This is a genomic window from Pseudanabaena minima str. Chao 2107 (assembly GCF_051131155.1).
Lineage (GTDB): Bacteria > Cyanobacteriota > Cyanobacteriia > Pseudanabaenales > Pseudanabaenaceae > Pseudanabaena > Pseudanabaena minima.
Genome location: NZ_CP159508.1, coordinates 3146501 through 3165967 on the forward strand (window position 1 = coordinate 3146501; position 19467 = coordinate 3165967).

Annotated in this window: 14 protein-coding genes and 1 pseudogene; 11 read left to right on the forward strand and 4 right to left on the reverse strand. The window is 41.3% G+C overall.

Annotation, left to right across the window (positions count from 1 at the left end; translation table 11 throughout):
* Positions 1 to 8: 8 nt before the first annotated feature.
* Together ABM313_RS14355 and ilvB are read right to left on the reverse strand one after the other, a co-directional pair.
* Positions 9 to 494 carry an RNA pyrophosphohydrolase gene (locus ABM313_RS14355; protein WP_281006353.1) on the reverse strand — a complete coding sequence of 162 codons (486 nt, stop codon included), beginning with the start codon at positions 492 to 494 and terminating at the stop codon, positions 9 to 11.
* A 178-nt stretch (positions 495 to 672) separates the two neighbouring features.
* Positions 673 to 2451 (reverse strand): biosynthetic-type acetolactate synthase large subunit, encoded by a 1779-nt coding sequence (ilvB, locus tag ABM313_RS14360; RefSeq protein ID WP_434683869.1) that lies wholly within the window; start codon positions 2449 to 2451, stop codon positions 673 to 675.
* 490 nt (positions 2452 to 2941) lie between these two features.
* On the opposite strand from ilvB, the pseudogene ABM313_RS14365 reads away from it, so the two are divergent.
* Positions 2942 to 3814, forward strand: a pseudogene (locus ABM313_RS14365) (FAD-binding oxidoreductase); the annotation flags it as partial.
* Between the two features lie 227 nt (positions 3815 to 4041).
* Here the strand turns inward: ABM313_RS14365 and ABM313_RS14370 are convergent.
* Positions 4042 to 5634: a glycosyltransferase family 39 protein gene (locus tag ABM313_RS14370; RefSeq protein ID WP_434683870.1), complete on the reverse strand. Its 1593-nt coding sequence runs from the start codon at positions 5632 to 5634 to the stop codon at positions 4042 to 4044.
* A gap of 386 nt (positions 5635 to 6020) precedes the next feature.
* Between ABM313_RS14370 and ABM313_RS14375 the strand changes: the two genes are divergently transcribed.
* The 5 genes from ABM313_RS14375 to ABM313_RS14395 all read left to right on the forward strand — a co-directional run bounded on the left by ABM313_RS14375 (position 6021) and on the right by ABM313_RS14395 (position 11809).
* Complete coding sequence (locus tag ABM313_RS14375; protein WP_434683871.1) at positions 6021 to 7343, forward strand: sensor histidine kinase; 1323 nt, start codon at positions 6021 to 6023, stop codon at positions 7341 to 7343.
* Between the two features lie 3 nt (positions 7344 to 7346).
* Positions 7347 to 8339: a pentapeptide repeat-containing protein gene (locus tag ABM313_RS14380; RefSeq protein WP_434683872.1), complete on the forward strand. Its 993-nt coding sequence runs from the start codon at positions 7347 to 7349 to the stop codon at positions 8337 to 8339.
* A gap of 327 nt (positions 8340 to 8666) precedes the next feature.
* Complete coding sequence (locus ABM313_RS14385; RefSeq protein ID WP_434683873.1) at positions 8667 to 9401, forward strand: hypothetical protein; 735 nt, start codon at positions 8667 to 8669, stop codon at positions 9399 to 9401.
* 1 nt (position 9402) lies between these two features.
* Positions 9403 to 10293, forward strand: coding sequence for a DMT family transporter (locus tag ABM313_RS14390; RefSeq protein ID WP_434683875.1), 891 nt, complete (start codon positions 9403 to 9405; stop codon positions 10291 to 10293).
* Between the two features lie 172 nt (positions 10294 to 10465).
* Positions 10466 to 11809, forward strand: coding sequence for a four-carbon acid sugar kinase family protein (locus tag ABM313_RS14395; protein ID WP_434683876.1), 1344 nt, complete (start codon positions 10466 to 10468; stop codon positions 11807 to 11809).
* A gap of 71 nt (positions 11810 to 11880) precedes the next feature.
* On the opposite strand, the gene ABM313_RS14400 is transcribed toward ABM313_RS14395, so the two are convergent.
* Positions 11881 to 12468, reverse strand: a complete 588-nt coding sequence (locus tag ABM313_RS14400) for a pentapeptide repeat-containing protein (protein ID WP_434683877.1) — start codon at positions 12466 to 12468, stop codon at positions 11881 to 11883.
* Positions 12469 to 13264: 796 nt separating this feature from the next.
* On the opposite strand from ABM313_RS14400, the gene ABM313_RS14405 reads away from it, so the two are divergent.
* The 5 genes from ABM313_RS14405 (at position 13265) to ABM313_RS14425 (ending at position 19446) form a co-directional block, all read left to right on the forward strand.
* The gene (locus tag ABM313_RS14405) at positions 13265 to 13684 is read left to right on the forward strand and encodes an Npun_F0494 family protein (protein WP_434683878.1); all 420 of its coding nucleotides are present in this window, start codon (positions 13265 to 13267) and stop codon (positions 13682 to 13684) included.
* A 249-nt stretch (positions 13685 to 13933) separates the two neighbouring features.
* On the forward strand, positions 13934 to 15580 hold the full coding sequence (locus ABM313_RS14410; protein WP_434683879.1) for a hypothetical protein: 1647 nt from the start codon (positions 13934 to 13936) through the stop codon (positions 15578 to 15580).
* A gap of 239 nt (positions 15581 to 15819) precedes the next feature.
* Entirely contained in the window at positions 15820 to 17172 is a 1353-nt protein-coding gene (locus tag ABM313_RS14415; protein ID WP_434683880.1) for a PhoH family protein, read from the forward strand.
* A gap of 517 nt (positions 17173 to 17689) precedes the next feature.
* Complete coding sequence (gene arsM / locus ABM313_RS14420) at positions 17690 to 18658, forward strand: arsenosugar biosynthesis arsenite methyltransferase ArsM (RefSeq protein ID WP_434683881.1); 969 nt, start codon at positions 17690 to 17692, stop codon at positions 18656 to 18658.
* A gap of 77 nt (positions 18659 to 18735) precedes the next feature.
* On the forward strand, positions 18736 to 19446 hold the full coding sequence (locus tag ABM313_RS14425; RefSeq protein ID WP_434688483.1) for a TVP38/TMEM64 family protein: 711 nt from the start codon (positions 18736 to 18738) through the stop codon (positions 19444 to 19446).
* The last annotated feature ends 21 nt before the right edge of the window (positions 19447 to 19467 follow it).

A 19467-nucleotide genomic window follows, 5' to 3' on the forward strand; every position in this document is an offset into this window, starting at 1 on the left:
CCTCAAAATTATGGTAGTTTCCCAATGTAATCGCGAATTACGGGCGTAAAGATTTTAACTACCTGTTGATAAACCTCTCTTTTAAACCTAACAATCGAATCCAGAGTCTTGTCGATCGCCATAAATTGCACCACCCGAAACTCGCGATCATGGATATCTAATTGGCAATCAGAGGCAGGATGATCCCAATAAAAAGCAAACCAGCGCTGTCTTTGACCACAATAGTTTGCCCATTTGCCTGATAGCTTTAGGGTCGGTGGGAAATCATAATAGAGCCATTCAGGATGCACATAGGCTAATACGGCATCGTTAATGCCAACTTCTTCATACAGTTCACGCAACGCGGCGGCTTGAGGATCTTCACCATCATCGATTCCACCCTGTGGAAATTGCCATGAATCAGGCACTCCGATACGTTCACCGACCAGCACCTCACCTTTGCGATTAAAAACAATAATCCCCACATTTGGGCGATAAGATTTTTCTGGTGTCATAGATTTTCACGTAAACAAAGCAAAAGCATAGCACCGTCATTAATTATCATCAAAAAGAGAAAATCCTCGCGCTCAGTGCGAGGATTTTCTCTTACAGCGCTTTGCACTCAAGTCCATATATGAATCCAGCAAAGTGCTGCTTGGCAGCACTTTGCTGGATTACGATCGAGGCGTAGCCCTAGACTAAGACTCGTTCCAATTGAGCTACAGGTTCCGAGATTTCTGAACTTAGCGGCGATCGCTTTGGAGTTTGCAAACCAACCATTTCCGCATTACTTGCACCTGGAGGAACCATCGGATAGCAGTTTTCATCACGCTTGACGCGGAAATCTGCAAATACAGGACCATCATAGGCAAGAATCTCCGCAACCGCAGATTGCAAATCACTTGGTTCAATTACCTTAATCCCCTTAATCCCAAAGGCTTCAGCAAGCTTCACAAAATCAGGCATACCCACTTCCATATTAGAAGAAGAGTAGCGCTCATCATAAAAGCTTTCTTGCCATTGGCGCACCATGCCTTGCCAACCATTATTGATAACGATCACTTTGACGTTAATGCCATACTGCGCCAAAGTACCAAGCTCCTGAATATTCATCTGAATACTGGCATCACCACTAATACAGATCACTTGGTCGTCAGGTAAAGCTACCTTTGCGCCCATTGCCGCAGGCATCCCATAGCCCATCGTGCCAAGCCCTGCGCTGGAAATCCATTTGCGAGGACCAGTTTTGATTAACTGAGCCGCCCACATTTGATGCTGACCAACATCAGTAGTGAAATAAGCATTAGGTGCTTGCTTACCAAATTCATAGATCACTTGCTGTGGTGACAAAACATTGTCATAGGCAGGCACTTCCAGAGGGTAATCCTCTTTCCACTCGTCAAGTTGGACGAACCAATCTTTGGTTTGAATATTTTCTTCGTAACTAGTTGCTTCAAGTAGAGCCTGTAGGACTTCCTTCACATCGCCGACGATTGGCACATCGGGTTTACGATTTTTGCCTACTTCCGCAGGATCGATATCAATATGGATAACTTTGGCTTCAGGTGCAAACTTGTCTAGACGACCCGTAACGCGATCATCAAATCTTGCCCCAACAGCAATCAATAAATCGCATCCCTGTACGGCAAAGTTAGCATAGGCAGTACCATGCATCCCCAACATACCGAGGGAAAGATAATTGCTCTCGTCATACGCACCTTTGCCCATTAGGGTTGTGGTTACAGGCAACTGGAAGCGTTTGGCAAGTTCGGCAAGCTCAGCATGAGCGTCAGCAAGCACCGTACCACCACCTGCATAGAGCAATGGTCTTTTGGCTTCACGGATTAAAGCGATCGCCGCAGCAATTTGATGCAGATGTCCCTTGACCTTGGGCTGATAACCAGGTAAATCAATCTGCACATCAGGATTATATTCAAATGATTTCTGAGCAATGTCCTTAGGAATATCTACTAATACAGGACCCGGACGACCAGTGCCAGCAATATGAAAAGCTTCAGCAATGATTCGTGCAATATCTTCAGGTCTACGAATTACATAGGAATGCTTAACGATAGGAAGAGTAATGCCCCAAATATCCGTTTCTTGAAAGGCATCTGTACCGATCGCATAGGAAGGAACTTGTCCTGTGATTACCACCATCGGGATCGAATCCATTTGCGCCGTCGCAATCCCAGTCACTAAGTTGGTTGCCCCAGGTCCTGAGGTCGCAACGCATACCCCCACGTTTCCAGTAGCGCGGGCATATCCATCAGCAGCATGGACGGCTCCCTGCTCATGACGCACGAGATAATGCTTAAGCTCTCCTCTTGCCTCAGACTTATAGATTTCATCGTACACTGGCAGAATTGCTCCACCAGGATAGCCAAAGATATGTTTTACACCCTGCCGTCTCACACTGTCGATGAGAGCAAATGCACCCGTTGTTAGCAAAGTAGCCTCCTCTAGACTCATACTGATCTTGTTCGCGATCTAAGCAAAACTTGTTGTTGAAGCATTTCCAGATACTTTTTGCCCTCTACTACGAACAAGTAGTTTGTTGCAAGTACCTTAAGTTGATAATTTGTAGCAATTGTATCGATAATAACATAGACAAGCTGCCCCAAAGCTGCTATGAACGATGTCTTCAGCAGCCAAAATTTAAGGAGTTATGCCTTAGTCCTGCCAATCAAATTTTGGCGCATAGTAAAGCCAGTAGCTCATTCTAAATTTGCTATCGAGATTTTGACTTTTTTTAAGTTTTGTTATGGGCTGCTCAAAGCGATCGCAATATCTTCCAAATTTCAAGAATTCAAAAAATATTAACAAACATGTAATGTTTGCCCCACAAAAGAGATCTTTAAGCTACAAAATACCGACAAGTCCCATTTGAAAATATAATGACTTCGTGTTCTTCTGTCATATATCGTCCATATAACTTCTCATGAGTGCAAATTCAGACAAAGATATTCCCGTTAATATCTACCGACCTGCCAATCCCTTTACAGCAAAATGTATCTCCAATGATGTACTGGTTAGACCAGGCGCAGTTGGTGATACTCGCCATGTAAAGATTGATATTTCTGGAGGCGATCTTCGTTACTTAGAAGGTCAAAGTATTGGTGTCGTCCCCCCTGGTGAAGACAAAAATGGTAAGCCGAATAAACTTCGCCTCTACTCGATCGCCTCAACCCGCCTCGGTGATGATCTTGATGGTAAAACTCTATCTTTAAGCGTCAAGCGTTTAGAGTATCAAAACGAAGCAGGTGAAACTGTTAAAGGTGTATGTTCTAATTTCTTGACCGATCTTAAACCTGGTGATGAAGTCAAGCTGACTGGTCCAGTTGGTAAAGAAATGTTGTTGCCAGACGATCCTAATGCCACAATCATCATGATTGCTACAGGTACAGGTATCGCACCTTTCCGTGCCTTTTTATGGCGGATGTTCAAAGAAAAGCATGAAGATTACAAATTCAATGGTTTAGCTTGGCTGTTCTTTGGTGTACCAACTGACACGACAGTTTTGTACAAGCCAGACCTTGAATGGCTAGCTTACAAACACAAGCGGAACTTCCGCTATGATGTGGCGATTAGCCGTGAGCAGAAGAATTCTAAGGGTGAAAAGATGTACATCCAAAATCGCATGGCTGAATATGCTGATGAGTTGTGGGAAGTAATGCAAAAGCCAACTACCCATACTTACATGTGCGGCTTGCGCGGTATGGAAGATGGGATCGCTGAGTTTATGACTAAGACAGCTGAGAAAAATGGTGCTGTTTGGAAGGATTTTGAAAAGCAAATGAAGCGTGACGGTCGTTGGCACGTTGAAACTTACTAAAAAACTTAGATTGGAGTTCTTTCTTCTACTATCTAATACCAACTCAAAAAAGTTTAGTTATGCTTTTATGAGTTAAGTATCAAACCTAGCAAGGGTTTTCAAAAGATAGTTAGAGAACAAATCAAAGCCCAAAATAAAAGTGGAGGCGCAAAGTGCCTCCACTTTTATTTTGGAATATACTATACAAGCTACAAATGGCTATATCGAAATCACGTTATATTAGCGACTTAGGTCGGCTTTAATTTCCAAATAATTGTTTTGTCACCTTCTTTCAATACTACTGGCTGTACTTGATAACCTTGATTAATAATTTCTGATAAATCAGGTCCTTTATCATTAGTTTTATCAAATCCATGGATATGATAAAAAACAAAAATATCTTTAAATTGATTAGGAATCTTCGGATTATTAGGCTGTTTAAACAAAAATAGTTTCGCTTTATTTTGTAATAAATAACTTAGGCTGAATATATCGCCAACATCAGCAACAGAAATATTTTCCTTGTTGCTGATAAAGTTAATTAACAAAGGGGATTCACTTTTATTAATAATATCTGCAACCAAACTTAGTTGGTCATCCTTGCTATCTTGAACTAACTTTGCTGTAGAACCAGTAAACCCAATGATAAGGGTAATGATCAGAATTACTATTCCTGTATTTCTTAACCAATTTTTATTTGACTCTGATGCAATCATATAGCCAATCACACAAGTCAAAGCAACCTGAGTCCCCAACAAAAATGGCCATAGATATCTAGGAATAAAAGAAAAACTTGATTTAGAAACTAAGTCTGCAATTGTAAATATGATTAGAGTTGGCAATGTTGATGTTAATACAAATAGCCATATACGCTTAGAGACTTTGCTATACATGAAGTAAAGTGAAGCCAAAAATATTATAAGAAAGACGATTCTAACCCTTGAATAATGAACAAAAACATGGGTAATATTGACTAACCAAATGTACACTAAATCTTGAATAGGGCGATCAACAAACATCCAAGATGTAGTACTTTTAACTCTAGATGTATTAGTTAATATAATCCATATCCAAGGGATATAAGATAAAATTGCGGCAAATGCAGAAATCAAAAAATAAATCAAAATTTTTGTCAGTCGAAACTTTTCTATAACAGCTAGATAAATTCCATGACCAAGCAAAACTATACCAGTTATTGGAAATGTATATAAACCTACAATTATACTTATTGCATAAATTGCAAAACTAGTTTTAGTCTTAAGTCTTATAGCTCGAAGAAAAGCAGCACTTGAGCACAGAATTGTTACTATCCATAAACTATATTCTCTTGCTTCTTGAGCATAGGTTAAATGGAGTAATGAAAATGAAGTTAAGGTAATAGCAATCCATCCTAAAAGTGGCGAATTAAATAATTCAATACATAGCCAATAAATGCAGGGAAAAATCAATAAGCTAATTAATACAGATAAAATTCTAATCATAGCAGGTGAACTACCTACTAACTCAGCCCAAAACCTAACCATGACAAAATATAGCGGAGGATGTTGAGCATCATCAACGACTAAAGAGTTAATAGTATCACTCCAATTTCTTTCTAGACTTGGCTTTTGGAATTTCTGGAGATCATTGACATCGACAACTTTGCTATCATAAAGTTGCTGAGCGACTTCTGCTGTTGTAAAACCTGCAATTCTAAAAGAAGTAGCAACTTCATCCAACCAGTAAATTCTTTTGTCTAAACCATTGAATCTCAAAAAGATTCCAGCAACTAAGATCAAAATAAATAAGAAACGTAATCCTTGAGAGATTTTATTTACAGAACGTATTTGAAAATTTAGCATTTTAGTTTATTAACTGCCATAACTTAGACAGAAAGATTAGCAATGATTAAGTGTAAAGCTATCTTAAATAGATGTTTGAAATTTGTCAGCTTAGGAATTGACAAGATATCGTTAAGAGATTTATTTCATAAATCTCTTAACGATATCTTGTGAGGTTTCTCAACGTAAAAATGTTATGTATAAATACAAGAAGTGAGAAATTTACTAATGAATATTTTAGAGTTTAGCGACTCTGGCATATTAACATAGATAAAATAGATGCATAAATAAATATTAAATCATTGGTAAGTAGAAAGGCTTAATTAATAATTACATGCTGAAAAGCCATGTTCAAAAACTTGTAATACTACTGTTTAAGGATTATCGCTATTTTAGAGGGCATAAAAGTGGAATTGCTCTGGTTGCTTGTCGGAATTGCCATTGGCGCGATCGCTACTAGTGCCTGCTGGTTTAGTTGGAATTATGCCAAACAAAGACAGGAGCGCCGCTTTCGTAAGCGATCGCGTCATGTGTTTAAAGCAAAATCAATCCATAGTCTAAAATCTTGGGCGCAGAAGGTTCAGCAAAATATTCGCAAAGAAGTTGCTGAATCCGTAGACAATGGTGGAGAGCGCTTACTGTGGGGGAAAATCGTCGAATTATCTCCTATTGGTTATATCCAAGTTGATCAAGATAATCGTTTAGCCGTATGTAATCAAAAAGCAGCAACCATGATGGGGATTGCTAACCATCAACAGGGATTAATTCGCAAGCCATTTTTACTACAACTAATTCGTTCCTATGAACTTGATCATTTAGTCGAACAAACGAGAACGCGGAAACAAGGCTCGCAAGTGGATTGGGTCTTTCATCCTGCAATTCCTGATCCTGTTGATCCTGTACCACAGGTAGGTAGACCGACTAGAGCCTATAGTATTTACCTAGGGCTGGGGCAGATTGGCATTTTTTTGGTAGATCGCCAAGAGGCGGTAACGATCACACAGCAACGCGATCGCTGGACATCAGACATTGCCCATGAGTTAAAAACACCACTAACCTCGATCCGTCTAGTTGCAGAGACGCTCGAACCCCGTGTTGATCCTGCGGCAAGAATATGGGTAGAACGCCTCCTCGGTGAAATAGAAAGGATTACCAAACTTGTCCAAGACTTGCTGGAGTTAGGTCAGATGGATGTGGGGATAGAGTCTGTTCTACATTTAAGTGAAGTAAATGTTGCGTCAATAGTGGGATCAGTTTGGGCAACTCTTGAACCATTAGCCAATCGCAAACAGGTCAAGCTTAAATATATCGGCGAGGAACAACTAATTTGGCAGCTTGATGAGTCACGCATTTATCGACTTTTGCTTAACTTATTAGACAATAGTATCAAGCACAGCCCATCACTTCAGTCGATTACAATCAAAACCAGCGTGGTAGACTCAAACTTACAAATAGAAACAATTGATGCTGGAGAAGGTTTCCCTGAAGAAGCTCTACCGCACATTTTTGATCGTTTTTATCAAATCGATCCATCAAGGACAAGATCGGGACTTGAGCGTGGCGGTAGTGGCTTAGGATTAGCGATCGTCCGTCAGATCGTCACACTTCATAAAGGAGCGATCGCAGCCAGAAATCATCCTGAGACTGGCGGAGCATGGATTACGATCACCTTACCATATCCAAATCCTGCAACAGAAAAATTGCAAGGCTCTGAGCAACTTCGTAACTAAATCATGAGCGCAGAAAAACTCCTGAAAGACTATGCTGCTGGTCGGCGTGACTTTGCTAGCTTAAATCTAGCCAATGCCAATTTATTTAACAGCGATTTGATCGGCGTGAACTTGACCAAGGCTGACCTGCGGCGAACGAACCTTGTATTCGCCTATCTCAACAAAGTCACCTTCAATCATGCAAATTTATCAGGTGCAAAACTTGGTGGAGCAACCCTGAACCAAGCGATCATGATGAGCGCGAATCTGACTGAAGCAGACTTGCATGGAGCAATGCTGCAACGTGTAAATCTTTTTGGGTCAAATCTTTCCCTAGCTAATTTAATGGATGCCAACCTGACTGAAGCTGATTTACGCAGTGTCAATCTCCGTGGCGCAAATTTACGCTGTGCGATCTTGAGTGCTACGCTTATGCGAGAGGAGAGAGGCTATCCACCCACAACCATGAGTGGGGCAAATTTACGCAAAGCTGATTTGCGTGGCTCAAATCTGAGCGGTGCTGATCTCACAGGAGTTGATCTTTCTGGAGCAAATCTAAGTGAAGCGACCCTTTCAAGGGTGAATTTACAGGGAGCCAATCTGAGCGGCGCGATCGCGAGTGGCGCAATTTTTACTGAGGCAAATCTGAGTAATGTTAATCTCACTGAAGCTAATCTCAAAGGAGCGAACCTTACTAAGGCTGATCTCAAAAATGCCAACTTGCGACTCGCCAACTTATTTGGAGCTAATTTCACTAAAGCGAATATGAGTATGACGACTTTAAGTAATGCAGGCTTAATTCAAGCCATACTTAATGGTTGTGATTTATCGCGATCGCTCCTAGATAAAGCAAATCTGAGTCAAGCTAGTCTAGTTGATGCTTATTTAGTAAGAGCTAATCTCGATGGAGCCGATCTCAGTGATGCGGTGTTAACCAGAGCTGAAATGAGTGGATCCAGCACTATTGGCACAAATTTTAGTGGTGCAACTATGCCCGATGGCAAGTCTCACTTATAGGATGTTCCGCCAGCTACGCTGGCGGAACATCCTTTTTGAGTTTACTTAAACATAGCCATTAGCGGCGTGCTTTGCACGCCGCTAATGGCGAAAAATGGTAAGAATCGCTAAGCGATTCTTACCATTTTTTGCTTTCGTCGAACTGACGTTAAAATACAAATAGCGGCGCAAAGTGCCGCTACTTGTATTTTGGGTTTTATGCCCCAAGCAAAAATTAATGGCAAAAGACAAAATGGCGTAGCCATTTTGTCTTTTGCCATTAATCTTGACTTAGACTGCCTTCATCAATCAATATGACAACTGAGCATTGCATCGCCTAACAAAAATATGGAAGATTTAAATCTTCTAGAGGAAGTTATAGATAGTTTGGAGCAAGACAGCAATGTACTTCGCATTAAACGACTAATCCTCTTTACCTGTCATGATTCTTGGTCAAATGATGTCAACGAAGTTAAAGCGTTGCAGATTCGTCAGCTTGTCCGCGACTTAATGATCATGTTTCCTGATCTCAATACGCTCAAACACAAGTTAAACGCCCATGTCAAGCAGCTTAGTAAGCAGTCTGACTATCTGCTTGCGGCGGACAACATTATTGATAGTCTTGGGTTTCTGTATACTTTGCGCGATGAAGGAAACCTACCTCATAGCTTTTTAAATCCAGATCATCCAGAGCCAGACTCAGGATCGCAACGCGGTTCTTCTGCGGCTAGCGATGATGGATATGAAAAAACTGAAAGTGATACGATTCCCCACAAACATAATCTCAAATATTTAACTAATCTATTTGATTTACGAGCTGATATTTCGAGAAATATCAGTCCTCTCCATGCCAAAATCCTGTTATTTTCTAGTCTAAATTATCGTTTTAGTCCCCAAGAACGTGACTGGTCAGCACTTTATACCTATGACATTGATGATTTGATTCAGCTTATCTTCCAAACCTACGAAACTGTCGAAGCTCTGGAAGCAAGGTTAACTGAAGTCAGCTTAACTCTGGATCAACCCGAAGATGCTAAACGAGCCTCAGCCGTAATTTTACAAGCCATAAAACCTTTCTACTAAAATGACTAGTCCGCAAAATAAAGAAGTAAGTATGGGACTGGTTTATGGATTTCTTGGAGTAGTAATTTTTAGCGTCACTTTGCCTGCAACCCGCATTGCTCTAACTGCTTTCGATCCTGTATTTGTGGGACTAGGTCGAGCAGTAATTGCCTCTGGCTTGTCATTGATTTTATTAATTGCTACTAAGCAGTCGATTCCATCTTGGCGGTTTCTGCCCAACTTTGCTATTGTCGTAATTGGTGCTGTAATTGGTTTTCCATTGTTATCTACGTTAGCAATGCGTGACGCTTCTGCATCCTATGGAGCTGTCATCATTGGTTTATTACCATTAGCGACGGCTCTGTTTGGGGTTTTGCGAGCAGGAGAGCGACCATCATTGATATTTTGGATTTGCGCGATCGCAGGTAGTAGTTTAGTAGTTGCCTTTGCGCTGATATCGGGAACGGGGAGTATGAGTTTTGCAGATTTGTCTCTACTAGGAGCAGTCGTTACCGCGAGCTTAAGCTATACAGAAGGGACAATTTTAGCGCGTACTTTTGGTTCGTGGCAGGTAGTTTGTTGGGCTTTAGTACTGTCTTTCCCGATGATATTACCGATCGTATTACAACATCTGCCTCCATCCTTCACAACTATTTCTAGTAATGCTTGGATCAGTTTCTTATATATCAGTTGCTTCAGTATGTTTTTAGGCTTTTTTGCTTGGTATCGAGGTTTGTTTTTGGGTGGGATAGCTCGGATAGGACAACTGCAACTTTTTCAACCATTTCTGACAATTCTTGCCTCAGCGATACTGCTAGGAGAACCAATGACTATTACCACCTTGGGTTTTGCTTTCGGCGTATTAGTATGTGTAGCTCTAGGCAGAAGTGCTCAATTTAGAGCTAAACCATAATTGGCGGCGCTTTGCGTCGCCAATTATGGTTTAGATTTTTGAAAACTAACCTGCGGCTAGCTTTCAAAAATCTAATTGTGAGGATTGATGTTTGTGATGCTGAAGATTGGCTATTTTTACATAAATCAAGATAAGCTTCTACAAACATTAGTTTGCATTTTATAGAAAAGCAATGGCAGCTACTTCTTCTCGACAGCCTAAAATTATTGTGCTTGATGACGATCCAACAGGCTCACAAACTGTACATAGCTGCCTATTGTTGACTAAGTGGGATACAGACACCCTAAGAATTGGACTTGCCGATCCTTCACCGATTATGTTTGTGTTGACGAATACGCGATCGCTTACGCCTGAAGATGCAGCTAGTGTGACACGCGAAGTCTGTCGCAATCTCAAACCTGCGATCGCCGCCGAAGGTATTCAAGAATTTATGATCGTTAGCCGCTCCGACTCGACGCTGCGTGGACATTATCCCGTCGAGACAGATGCGATCGCTGAAGAGTTAGGTGATTTTGACGCGCATTTTCTTGTGCCAGCATTTTTTGAAGGGGGACGCTTTACCAAGTCGAGTGTGCATTATTTAGTCGTTAATGGTGTACCAACTCCAGTCCATGAAACCGAATTTGCTAAGGATTCAGTTTTTGGCTATACCCACAGCTATTTACCTGATTATGTCGAAGAAAAAACAAAGGGGAAAATCCTTGCTGACAATGTACAGCGTTTTTTATTAGGCGATATTCGGGCGGGGGTACGTCAGCGCTTAGCCAGAATGCATGACAATCAATGTGGTGTGGTCGATGCGGAAAACCAAGCCGATCTCAACCAATTTGCTGCGGATATTTTGGCTGTTGCGTCAACAGGTAAAAGATTTTTGTTCCGTAGTGCGGCGAGTTTGCTGACTGCCCTTGCTAAGCTACCACCCCAACCGATCGCCGCAGAGGAAATGTCGAAATATATGCGATCGCATAAAGCGGGTGTCGCGATCGTTGGTTCTCACGTCAAAAAAACCACTGAGCAATTAGAAAACCTACTCAAAGCACCTAATACTTGTCCCGTAGAGATCGATGTTTCTCGACTCTTAAGTGATGCCGAATCTCAATCCGCAATTCTTAAACAAGAAGCCTTAGCACAGGTTTACCAAGCTCACGGATTAGGTCAAACCGCCGTAGTATTTACCAGTCGCAAAGAACTGGAATTTGCGGATATCGCTGCTCGTCTTGCCTTTGGTCAGGCAGTGTCAGCACTATTGATGGCGATCGTGCAGGAATTACCCACAGATATTGGATTTTTAATTAGTAAAGGTGGGATTACTTCCAACGATGTGTTAAGCACAGGTTTAAATTTGCCTACAGCTAGACTGCTAGGACAAATTCTTGCTGGTTGCTCCGTCGTGCGTACCCCCGAAGATCATCCCCGTTTCCCCGATTTACCCGTAGTCCTCTTCCCTGGTAATGTTGGCGATGCCAATGCATTGGCAACTGTATATACAAGACTGGCGATCGGTATTGAAGAATAAAAGGTTTTTTGTGGTGTGGCTTTGCCACTCCGCAAACCATTGCCAATCATTTTTTATAAATTTCCCTAATCCTAGTAACTAGCGTTGTTTAGAGTTGTGCCATCTAGCAGGGCATATTCAAAGTTACTTTTGAGAAGATTGGAATTGTCTAGATTTGCCTCGGTCAGATTAGTATGTTTGAGATTGGCATAACTCAGATTACAGCCAAAGCAGTTTGCACCTGTCAAATCTGCACCTTCTAGATTTGCAAATTCTAGGCGAGCATTGCTCAGATTTGCCCCTCGTAAATTGGCATTTTGGAGAATTGCACCTCTCAAAATTGCTCCACTTAAATCTGCTCCCCCCAGATTTGCTCCTTTTAAATTGGCATTGCTCAAATCAGAATTAGTCAAGTTTGTAAAACTAAGCGTTGAACGTTCTAGATTTGCTCCCCGTAGGTCAGACTCACTTAAATCAGTTAGGTCAAGATCGGCATTTCGTAAATCTGAACTAGTCAGATTGATAGCTGATAGCTTACAGCAAGATAATTTTAGCCCCGAAAAATTTTCTGAATCAAAATCTTTACGCCCCAGCTCATACATTTTTTTAAGAGCCATTCCCATCGCAAGGGCATTAGTTGTAGGAGAGTGATGAAGTTTAGGGTTTTGAGTGGACATCATGACGATCGCTCTCTAGCTTAGACAATAGCTGTTTGTAGCTATTTGTTTAAATATAAGGCGATCGCCCTTGATTGCACTTCACCCTAATGGATTGCATAAGATGCTTGCTTTCTAAAATAAAGAAGAGACGCAAAGTGCCCCTTCTTTATTTTTAGATTGAATATCTTAACAAGAATAGTAATCTATTTGAACAATGAAGTTTTTTAAAAAAGAAATTAAATTTAATTTCTTTTTTTTAACTCATGTTACATTTCCTAAGGAATGAAGATCACAGATTATTTAGAATCAAGGTATAATAATAGCAATAAGCATGATTAAATATTGCTGATTCCCGCTTGTTATCGGCACTGGAGGAAATAATGTCTAAAGAACAAAAGGGCAATAAAGAGGCTAAAAAGCCCAAGAAAGATCCTTCTGAGAAAAAAGAGAAAAAAGACCCTAAAAGATATAACTAATTTCAATTTTACTCCGTGGATAAACTGAGAATTTCTATAAAGCAAGATTGACTTAATTACAAATCCTTAGGCTGTAAAGTTATACCTATTCTTGAAAGTGTTGTCTCACTTTCAAGAATTAAAAACCAAACCCAGTAATGGTTTTAAAAGTACAAAATGGCTATGCTATTTTGTGCTTTGCTATTTTTATGTTTTAGTATTACGTCCCTGCGAGGTAAAGCTTTAAGGTTGGGGATCTTTCATTTTGGACAATTACTTATCCAAAGGTTAATGCCAGCATTGGGTAGTGCTGCTAGCATTAACTTTAAAGTATTAAACTAGACCAATGCTCGGAAAATGTCATGTCAACCGAAACTTTAAGTAAAAGTAACAACAAAGATATTACTGAATACGAACTACAAATATTACAGAGAGCCGAAGTAGCGCTAAGATGTGCGCCCTTTACAACTAAGTTATTCGCGGATATGGCAACACAAGGCGTAAACCTGAGAGCGATCGCAGGTAATGATGGCATCAAAAATCAATATTTGACCAATCCTACAAGTTTGATCATCGCCGAAAATGCTTTACTATGGCTGATCCAAGTAGGCGTTTTGCGTCGCGAGGTGGATGGACAGGGCATTACTGATAGTTTTCGACTGACCCCGATGGGACATTTGTTATTAAATAAATGGCGATCGCAGCCAAGATTTCCGATCGCAAGTTTAGGCGATCGCTTGCAAAACTTTTGGGCACAGATTCAAATATCACGATTTCTTTAAAATTATAGTCATCCAATTTTTTAAAGAAGGGCAGTGCTTCGCACTGCCCTTCTTCAGACAATAAAGGCAACCCTTAGGGTCGCCTTTATTGTTGTAATGGAACAAAAAACTAGAGAGATCGTCTGCATTCATTAAAGACTTCTTTGCCTAAATATAGTGACGCATTGTGCGCTTGTTTTGCCATGCGTCACTAATCAATAGGTTGACTCTAGCAAATCATGCAATAAATCGAGCTAGGAATAAATAATAATGAACATTTTTCGTAAAAGTTTTCAGAAGACATCTTTATGTCTTCTTGCAGCAACTCTGACTACAGCATCTTTGCTAAATACTATAGAAGTGATCGCCGCTCCATCTGTTCCTCAAATCGTCGCCCAAGTCCCACAGGACTGGCAAACAGGGGTACAGCTATTGCGCTTGCTCGACAACTCTGGCAACCTCTCAAGCATTGGCATTTTATTAGATATTGCCAATAAGCCTTCGACAACCTACGCGAATGCAGTATATCAACTTTATGTCAGACGTGCTGGAGAATGGCGCGAAGTTTATACCAACTCAGGTGCAAGACTACTTTCCAAAAATGCAGGACGACAATCCGCTTTTGTGGAAGTGATTCCTTTACGCCTATTGAGCGAAAAAATTTCGCTTGACGATATTTATAATGGCGATCTTAAGGCAGTGACTAGCGTGCGCTACGATCAGTCCAATGGTTTAAAAGATGCCAGATTTGAGATCGAAGAAATCAGATCCTTTACTTCAATTATCACAGCTAGCGCTTCTGAAGTAAGTTCTGGACGTATTTCTTCGATATACATTAATACATCGAACAATACATCGAACAACTCATCAAACAATTCCTCAAATAACTCATCGAATAATTCAGGACTTTCGGATCGTGATTTGGGAATTACAACTTCTTCTCAATCAACAAGTTCACAGTCTAGCCAAACTGTTGTCGTGCAAACTACCAATGTCCAGACTGGTAGCTCTGTGAAACCGATGAAGCCCATCGTTGTCTCTAGAAAAGATGACGATGACGACGACGATGACGATGATCGTCGCTCTAATCGTCAAGATCGAAAGGATCGTGATGACGATGAAGATGATGATTATGATGACGATCGCCGCTCAGATCGTAAGGATCGTAAGGAACGTGATGGCGTTGAACTATCGAGAAAGAATCCTCATCGTGGGCATTTTAGTCTCGCTGTTTTGCAAAATCAGCCCCGTTTGTCTCAGGTGATTACACGTCTTTCGATCAGATCAAAGCGTTCTAATGGATTTCTTGCAGAGCGATTTGTCGGTGATTATCGCTTTAATATTAATCAGCGTGCGACCTTTATCCGTGGTCTCAATCCAGGCGATCGCCTAATTGTGCGTTTATTCGATTTGAATAATCGTCCTCTCGGCTATAGCGAAGTGCAATTGCTCAAAGACTTCTCAGCTATCAGTTTGATTTTACCTAGCGATCCATCGGCTTATGGAACGTTAAGAACTGTATGTGGTATTGATTCTAAGCGTGTTGGTAAGATCGATAAGAATGTCAAAGTCTATGACTACTTCACTCAAATCCAATCGACCAATGTTCTCAATCAAACAGTTGCTCGTTTTCTGACAACATCGCAAGGTATCCCCATTGGGTTGTTTAATGTTGCAGGGCTACCTCAAGCAACTAATCAATTCACCTATACCAACGCTTTTTCAAAAGGTAATTTTGCACTGATTAATCGCACGATTAATATGTTCACTCAGGATATGCCTCCTGTGATGCAAGTGTTACCAGGTCAGCTAGCCTCTATCATTCCGATTACTAACTCGCAGTCTACATTTGATGTAGTTCGCAAGATTCTAGATTACAAAGATCTGCGTCCAAATGGTATTTCTACCTTGTTTTAACTAAAAAAGGGGCGCTAAGCGTCCTTTTTTAGTTTTACGCATAAACCCAAAATAAAAAAAGCTGCGCTTCGCGCAGCTTTTTTTATGTTTTGGTGTTAAGCATTGTAGCAATTGCTACATAAAATCCACATAATGGTTTCGAAAGTGTCAAGATTAAATTTTAAGGATAGACAGCTTTACTCGGTAAGAAAGCCCTTTCAAATCCTTGCCATCTTTAGCAATACTTAAAATTCAACAATATGAAAAAGATTTTTGTACTTGACACTAATGTATTGCTGTACGATCCCACAGCAATGAAACGATTTGAGGATAATGAGGTCGTCTTACCGATGACCATTATTGAAGAACTCGATCGCTTTAAAAAGCAACCTGAGATGATCGGACGCAATGCACGACAAGTTTCACGAGACTTAGATGAATTGCGAAGTCAGGGGAATATTATCCAAGGGATTGAGTTGGAAAGTGGGGGATTGCTGCGAGTAGCCCTGTGCGATCGCGAAACGTTAAAAACTCTGCCCATTGAACTAGAAGGAGATCGCAATGACAATGCCATTCTCGCAGTCGCACTCGAACTTAAACGTGGTTGTCAATGTCGGGTTGTTATGGTCAGCAAAGACACCAATCTACGGATCAAAGCTGATGCCCTAGGACTGGAAGCTCAAGACTATGAGACGAATAAGGTTGATGTTTCTGAGCTTTATACAGGTATTACGGAAGTAATCGTTGATGCGGCAAAAATTGATCAACTTTTTAAGAATGGTGCGATTTCTATTGATGGTGAACTTTGCCCAAATCAAGCGGTGATGCTGATCGATCAGTTCAATCCTTCCCATACGGCTTTAGCGATCGCCAGCACTAGTAGCCAAGACTCCACGAAACTAGTATCCATTAATAAGCTCATCAATTCAGGAGTTGTCGGAATTAATGCACGCAATCGCGAACAAAAATTTGCCCTCGATCTTTTGCTGAATGACTCAATTCCCCTAGTTACCCTCGTTGGTAAAGCTGGCACTGGCAAAACTTTGTTAGCGATCGCCGTGGGATTACATAAGGTAGCCGATGAGCGCGTATATACTAGGCTGCTAATTTCACGCCCCGTAATCCCAATGGGTAAAGACATTGGCTTTCTGCCTGGAGATATCAAAGAAAAACTGACACCTTGGATGCAGCCCATTTACGATAATTTCGATCTGATTTTTGGTTCTCAGTCTCCTAAAGAGCCGAAAGAAAAGCGGAGTATGCATTCACATACTCGGCGAGGACATGAAGACTTAATGGAGCGAGGACTACTTCAGATTGAACCACTGACATACATTCGAGGACGGACTATTCCTCAACAATTTCTGATTGTGGATGAAGCGCAAAACCTTACTCCCCATGAGGTGAAAACTATTCTTACTCGTGCTGGTGAAGGCACAAAAGTGATTCTAACAGGTGATCCAGAACAAATTGATAATCCCTATATTGATGCAGCAAGTAACGGTTTAACCTATGTTGTAGAGAGGTTTAAAAATGACCCATTGGCTGGACATATTACTCTCAGTAAGGGTGAACGCTCTAAGTTGGCAGAACGCTCTACTGAACTCCTTTAAATCCAAAAGATGAAAGGCTGCACTAAGTGTCACCTTTCATCTTTTAGACGAGAGGCAACGTAGAAAAAGCTAAACTAAAGCAGTAACACCAAAACACAAAATTGCATAGCCATTTTGTGTTTTTAAAACCTTTACTGGGTTTGGGTTTTAATTCCCGAAAGTGTTGTCACACTTTCGGGAATTGGTATAAGTAACTGATGTTAGTTACGTGGAACTCAGATAATGAACCTCTTGCTGCTAGCATAACAAGGCAACCACGGGGGGATTGCCCCTACCTGTAAATTTTAGATCTTGTAGGGGCTGCGCCCCCGTGCCAGCCCTAGACTTACGCCATCGCAAGAATTCCTTCCACGTAACATCAGTAAGTAAGTCATCAAAAGAAACTTGTAAATGTAAAGATCCCCGACTTTTTTTGTGAATTTGCAAATTGTCTTTGCTCGCTTAGAAAAAGTCGGGGATCTTAAATCTCCGCTTTTTTAGTTTTCTTAATCCAATCATTATCCTTGAGTAAATCTTCATGAGCTATCTCGAAACTACCGCCGAATTTTATACGGAAGCTGCAAAAACACCACAGGTTGGGTTGTGCTGCATTAGTACGCCACCACTGCAATTTCCTAATCTCAAAATACCTAAAATCATTGAGCAGATGAACTATGGCTGTGGAACAACTATCCATCCCACAGAACTACGTGGTAGTCCAACGGTCTTGTATATTGGGGTTGGCGGTGGTTTAGAAGCTCTGCAATTTGCTTACTTCTGTCGTCGTAAAGGAAGTGTTATTGCCGTTGATCCAGTTGCTGCCATGCGCGAAGTTGCTAGTCGTAATTTGCAATTAGCGGCTCAAGAAAACGATTGGTTTGAGCCTGAATTTGTGAACATTTTAGAAGGAGATGCCTTTGCATTGCCCGTTCCTGATGCTTCGGTTGATGTGGTTGCTCAGAATTGTCTCTTTAATATTTTTGAGCCTCAAGACTTACAAAGAGCTTTAAAGGAAGTTTATCGAGTTCTCAAACCTAAAGGTAGATTGATTATGAGCGATCCGATCGCTACTCGTCCTATTCCTGCAAATCTCCAAGCTGATGAGCGATTACGGGCGATGTGTCTATCGGGAGCCATGACCTATGACGAGTATATTCATTATCTAATTGCCGCAGGATTTGGACAAATAGAAGTCCGCGCCCGTCGTCCCTATCGCTTGCTGGATACCCATAGCTTTGATTTGGATACGCCGCTGATGTTAGAGAGTTTAGATTCTGTATCATTTAAAGTTCCCATTCCCAGTGATGGAGCTTGTGTATTTACAGGCAAAACCGCTGTTTATAGTGGGCTGGAGTCATCTCTAGATGATCAAGCAGGGCATGTTTTGCAGCGTGGCAATCCTACATCTGTATGTGATAAAACTGCGGCAAAACTTGCTGACAAGTTTCCGCAAGATGTGCTGATCACGGATTCGACTTGGCACTATAACGGCGGTGGATGTTGCTGATGTATAAGAATCCCCTCACCCCTAGCCCTTCTCCCACTGGGAGAGGGGAACAACAGTTTTATGTATCCTCTTACTTGATGCGCTTGCTTTTTGGAGCGATCGCCTTTTTAGCCATCAATGCCATCATAGCCAATCCTGTCTTTGCTCAAGATCCAGCAACCACCTCCAGTTTCAATCCCCAAGAACTACTCCGCACATCCTTGAAATGGGTGGAAAGTCTAGGTTACATCGGTGGGCTTGCTTTTATGCTCATTTATATTGTTGCGACCGTCGCCTTCATCCCAGGTTCCATCTTGACGTTAGGTGCTGGTGTGGTATTTGGGGTATTGTTAGGCTCGCTCTATGTATTCGTCGGTGCAACCTTAGGGGCGATCGCTGCTTTTTTAGTTGGGCGGTATTTAGCCCGTGATTGGATTGGGAAAAAGATTGAAGGTAATCAAAAATTTGCAGCGATTGATCAGGCTGTTAGCCATGCAGGATTCAAAATTGTTCTGTTAACGAGACTGTCACCAGTATTTCCATTTAATTTACTTAATTACGCTTTTGGAATTACTGGAGTTACCCTCAAAGACTATGCAATGGCTTCTGTTGGCATGTTTCCTGGGACGGTGATGTATGTCTATATTGGTTCTCTGGCTGGAGATATTGCCCGTATTGGTAGCGAGAGTCAACCCACAGATGCCACTATTCAATGGGTCATTCGGATTGTTGGTTTTATAGCTACAGTTGCCGTAACGCTATATATCACCAGCATTGCGCGTAAGGCGATCGCCGAAATTAGCAATTAGCAAATCCCAAGAGTAATGGTG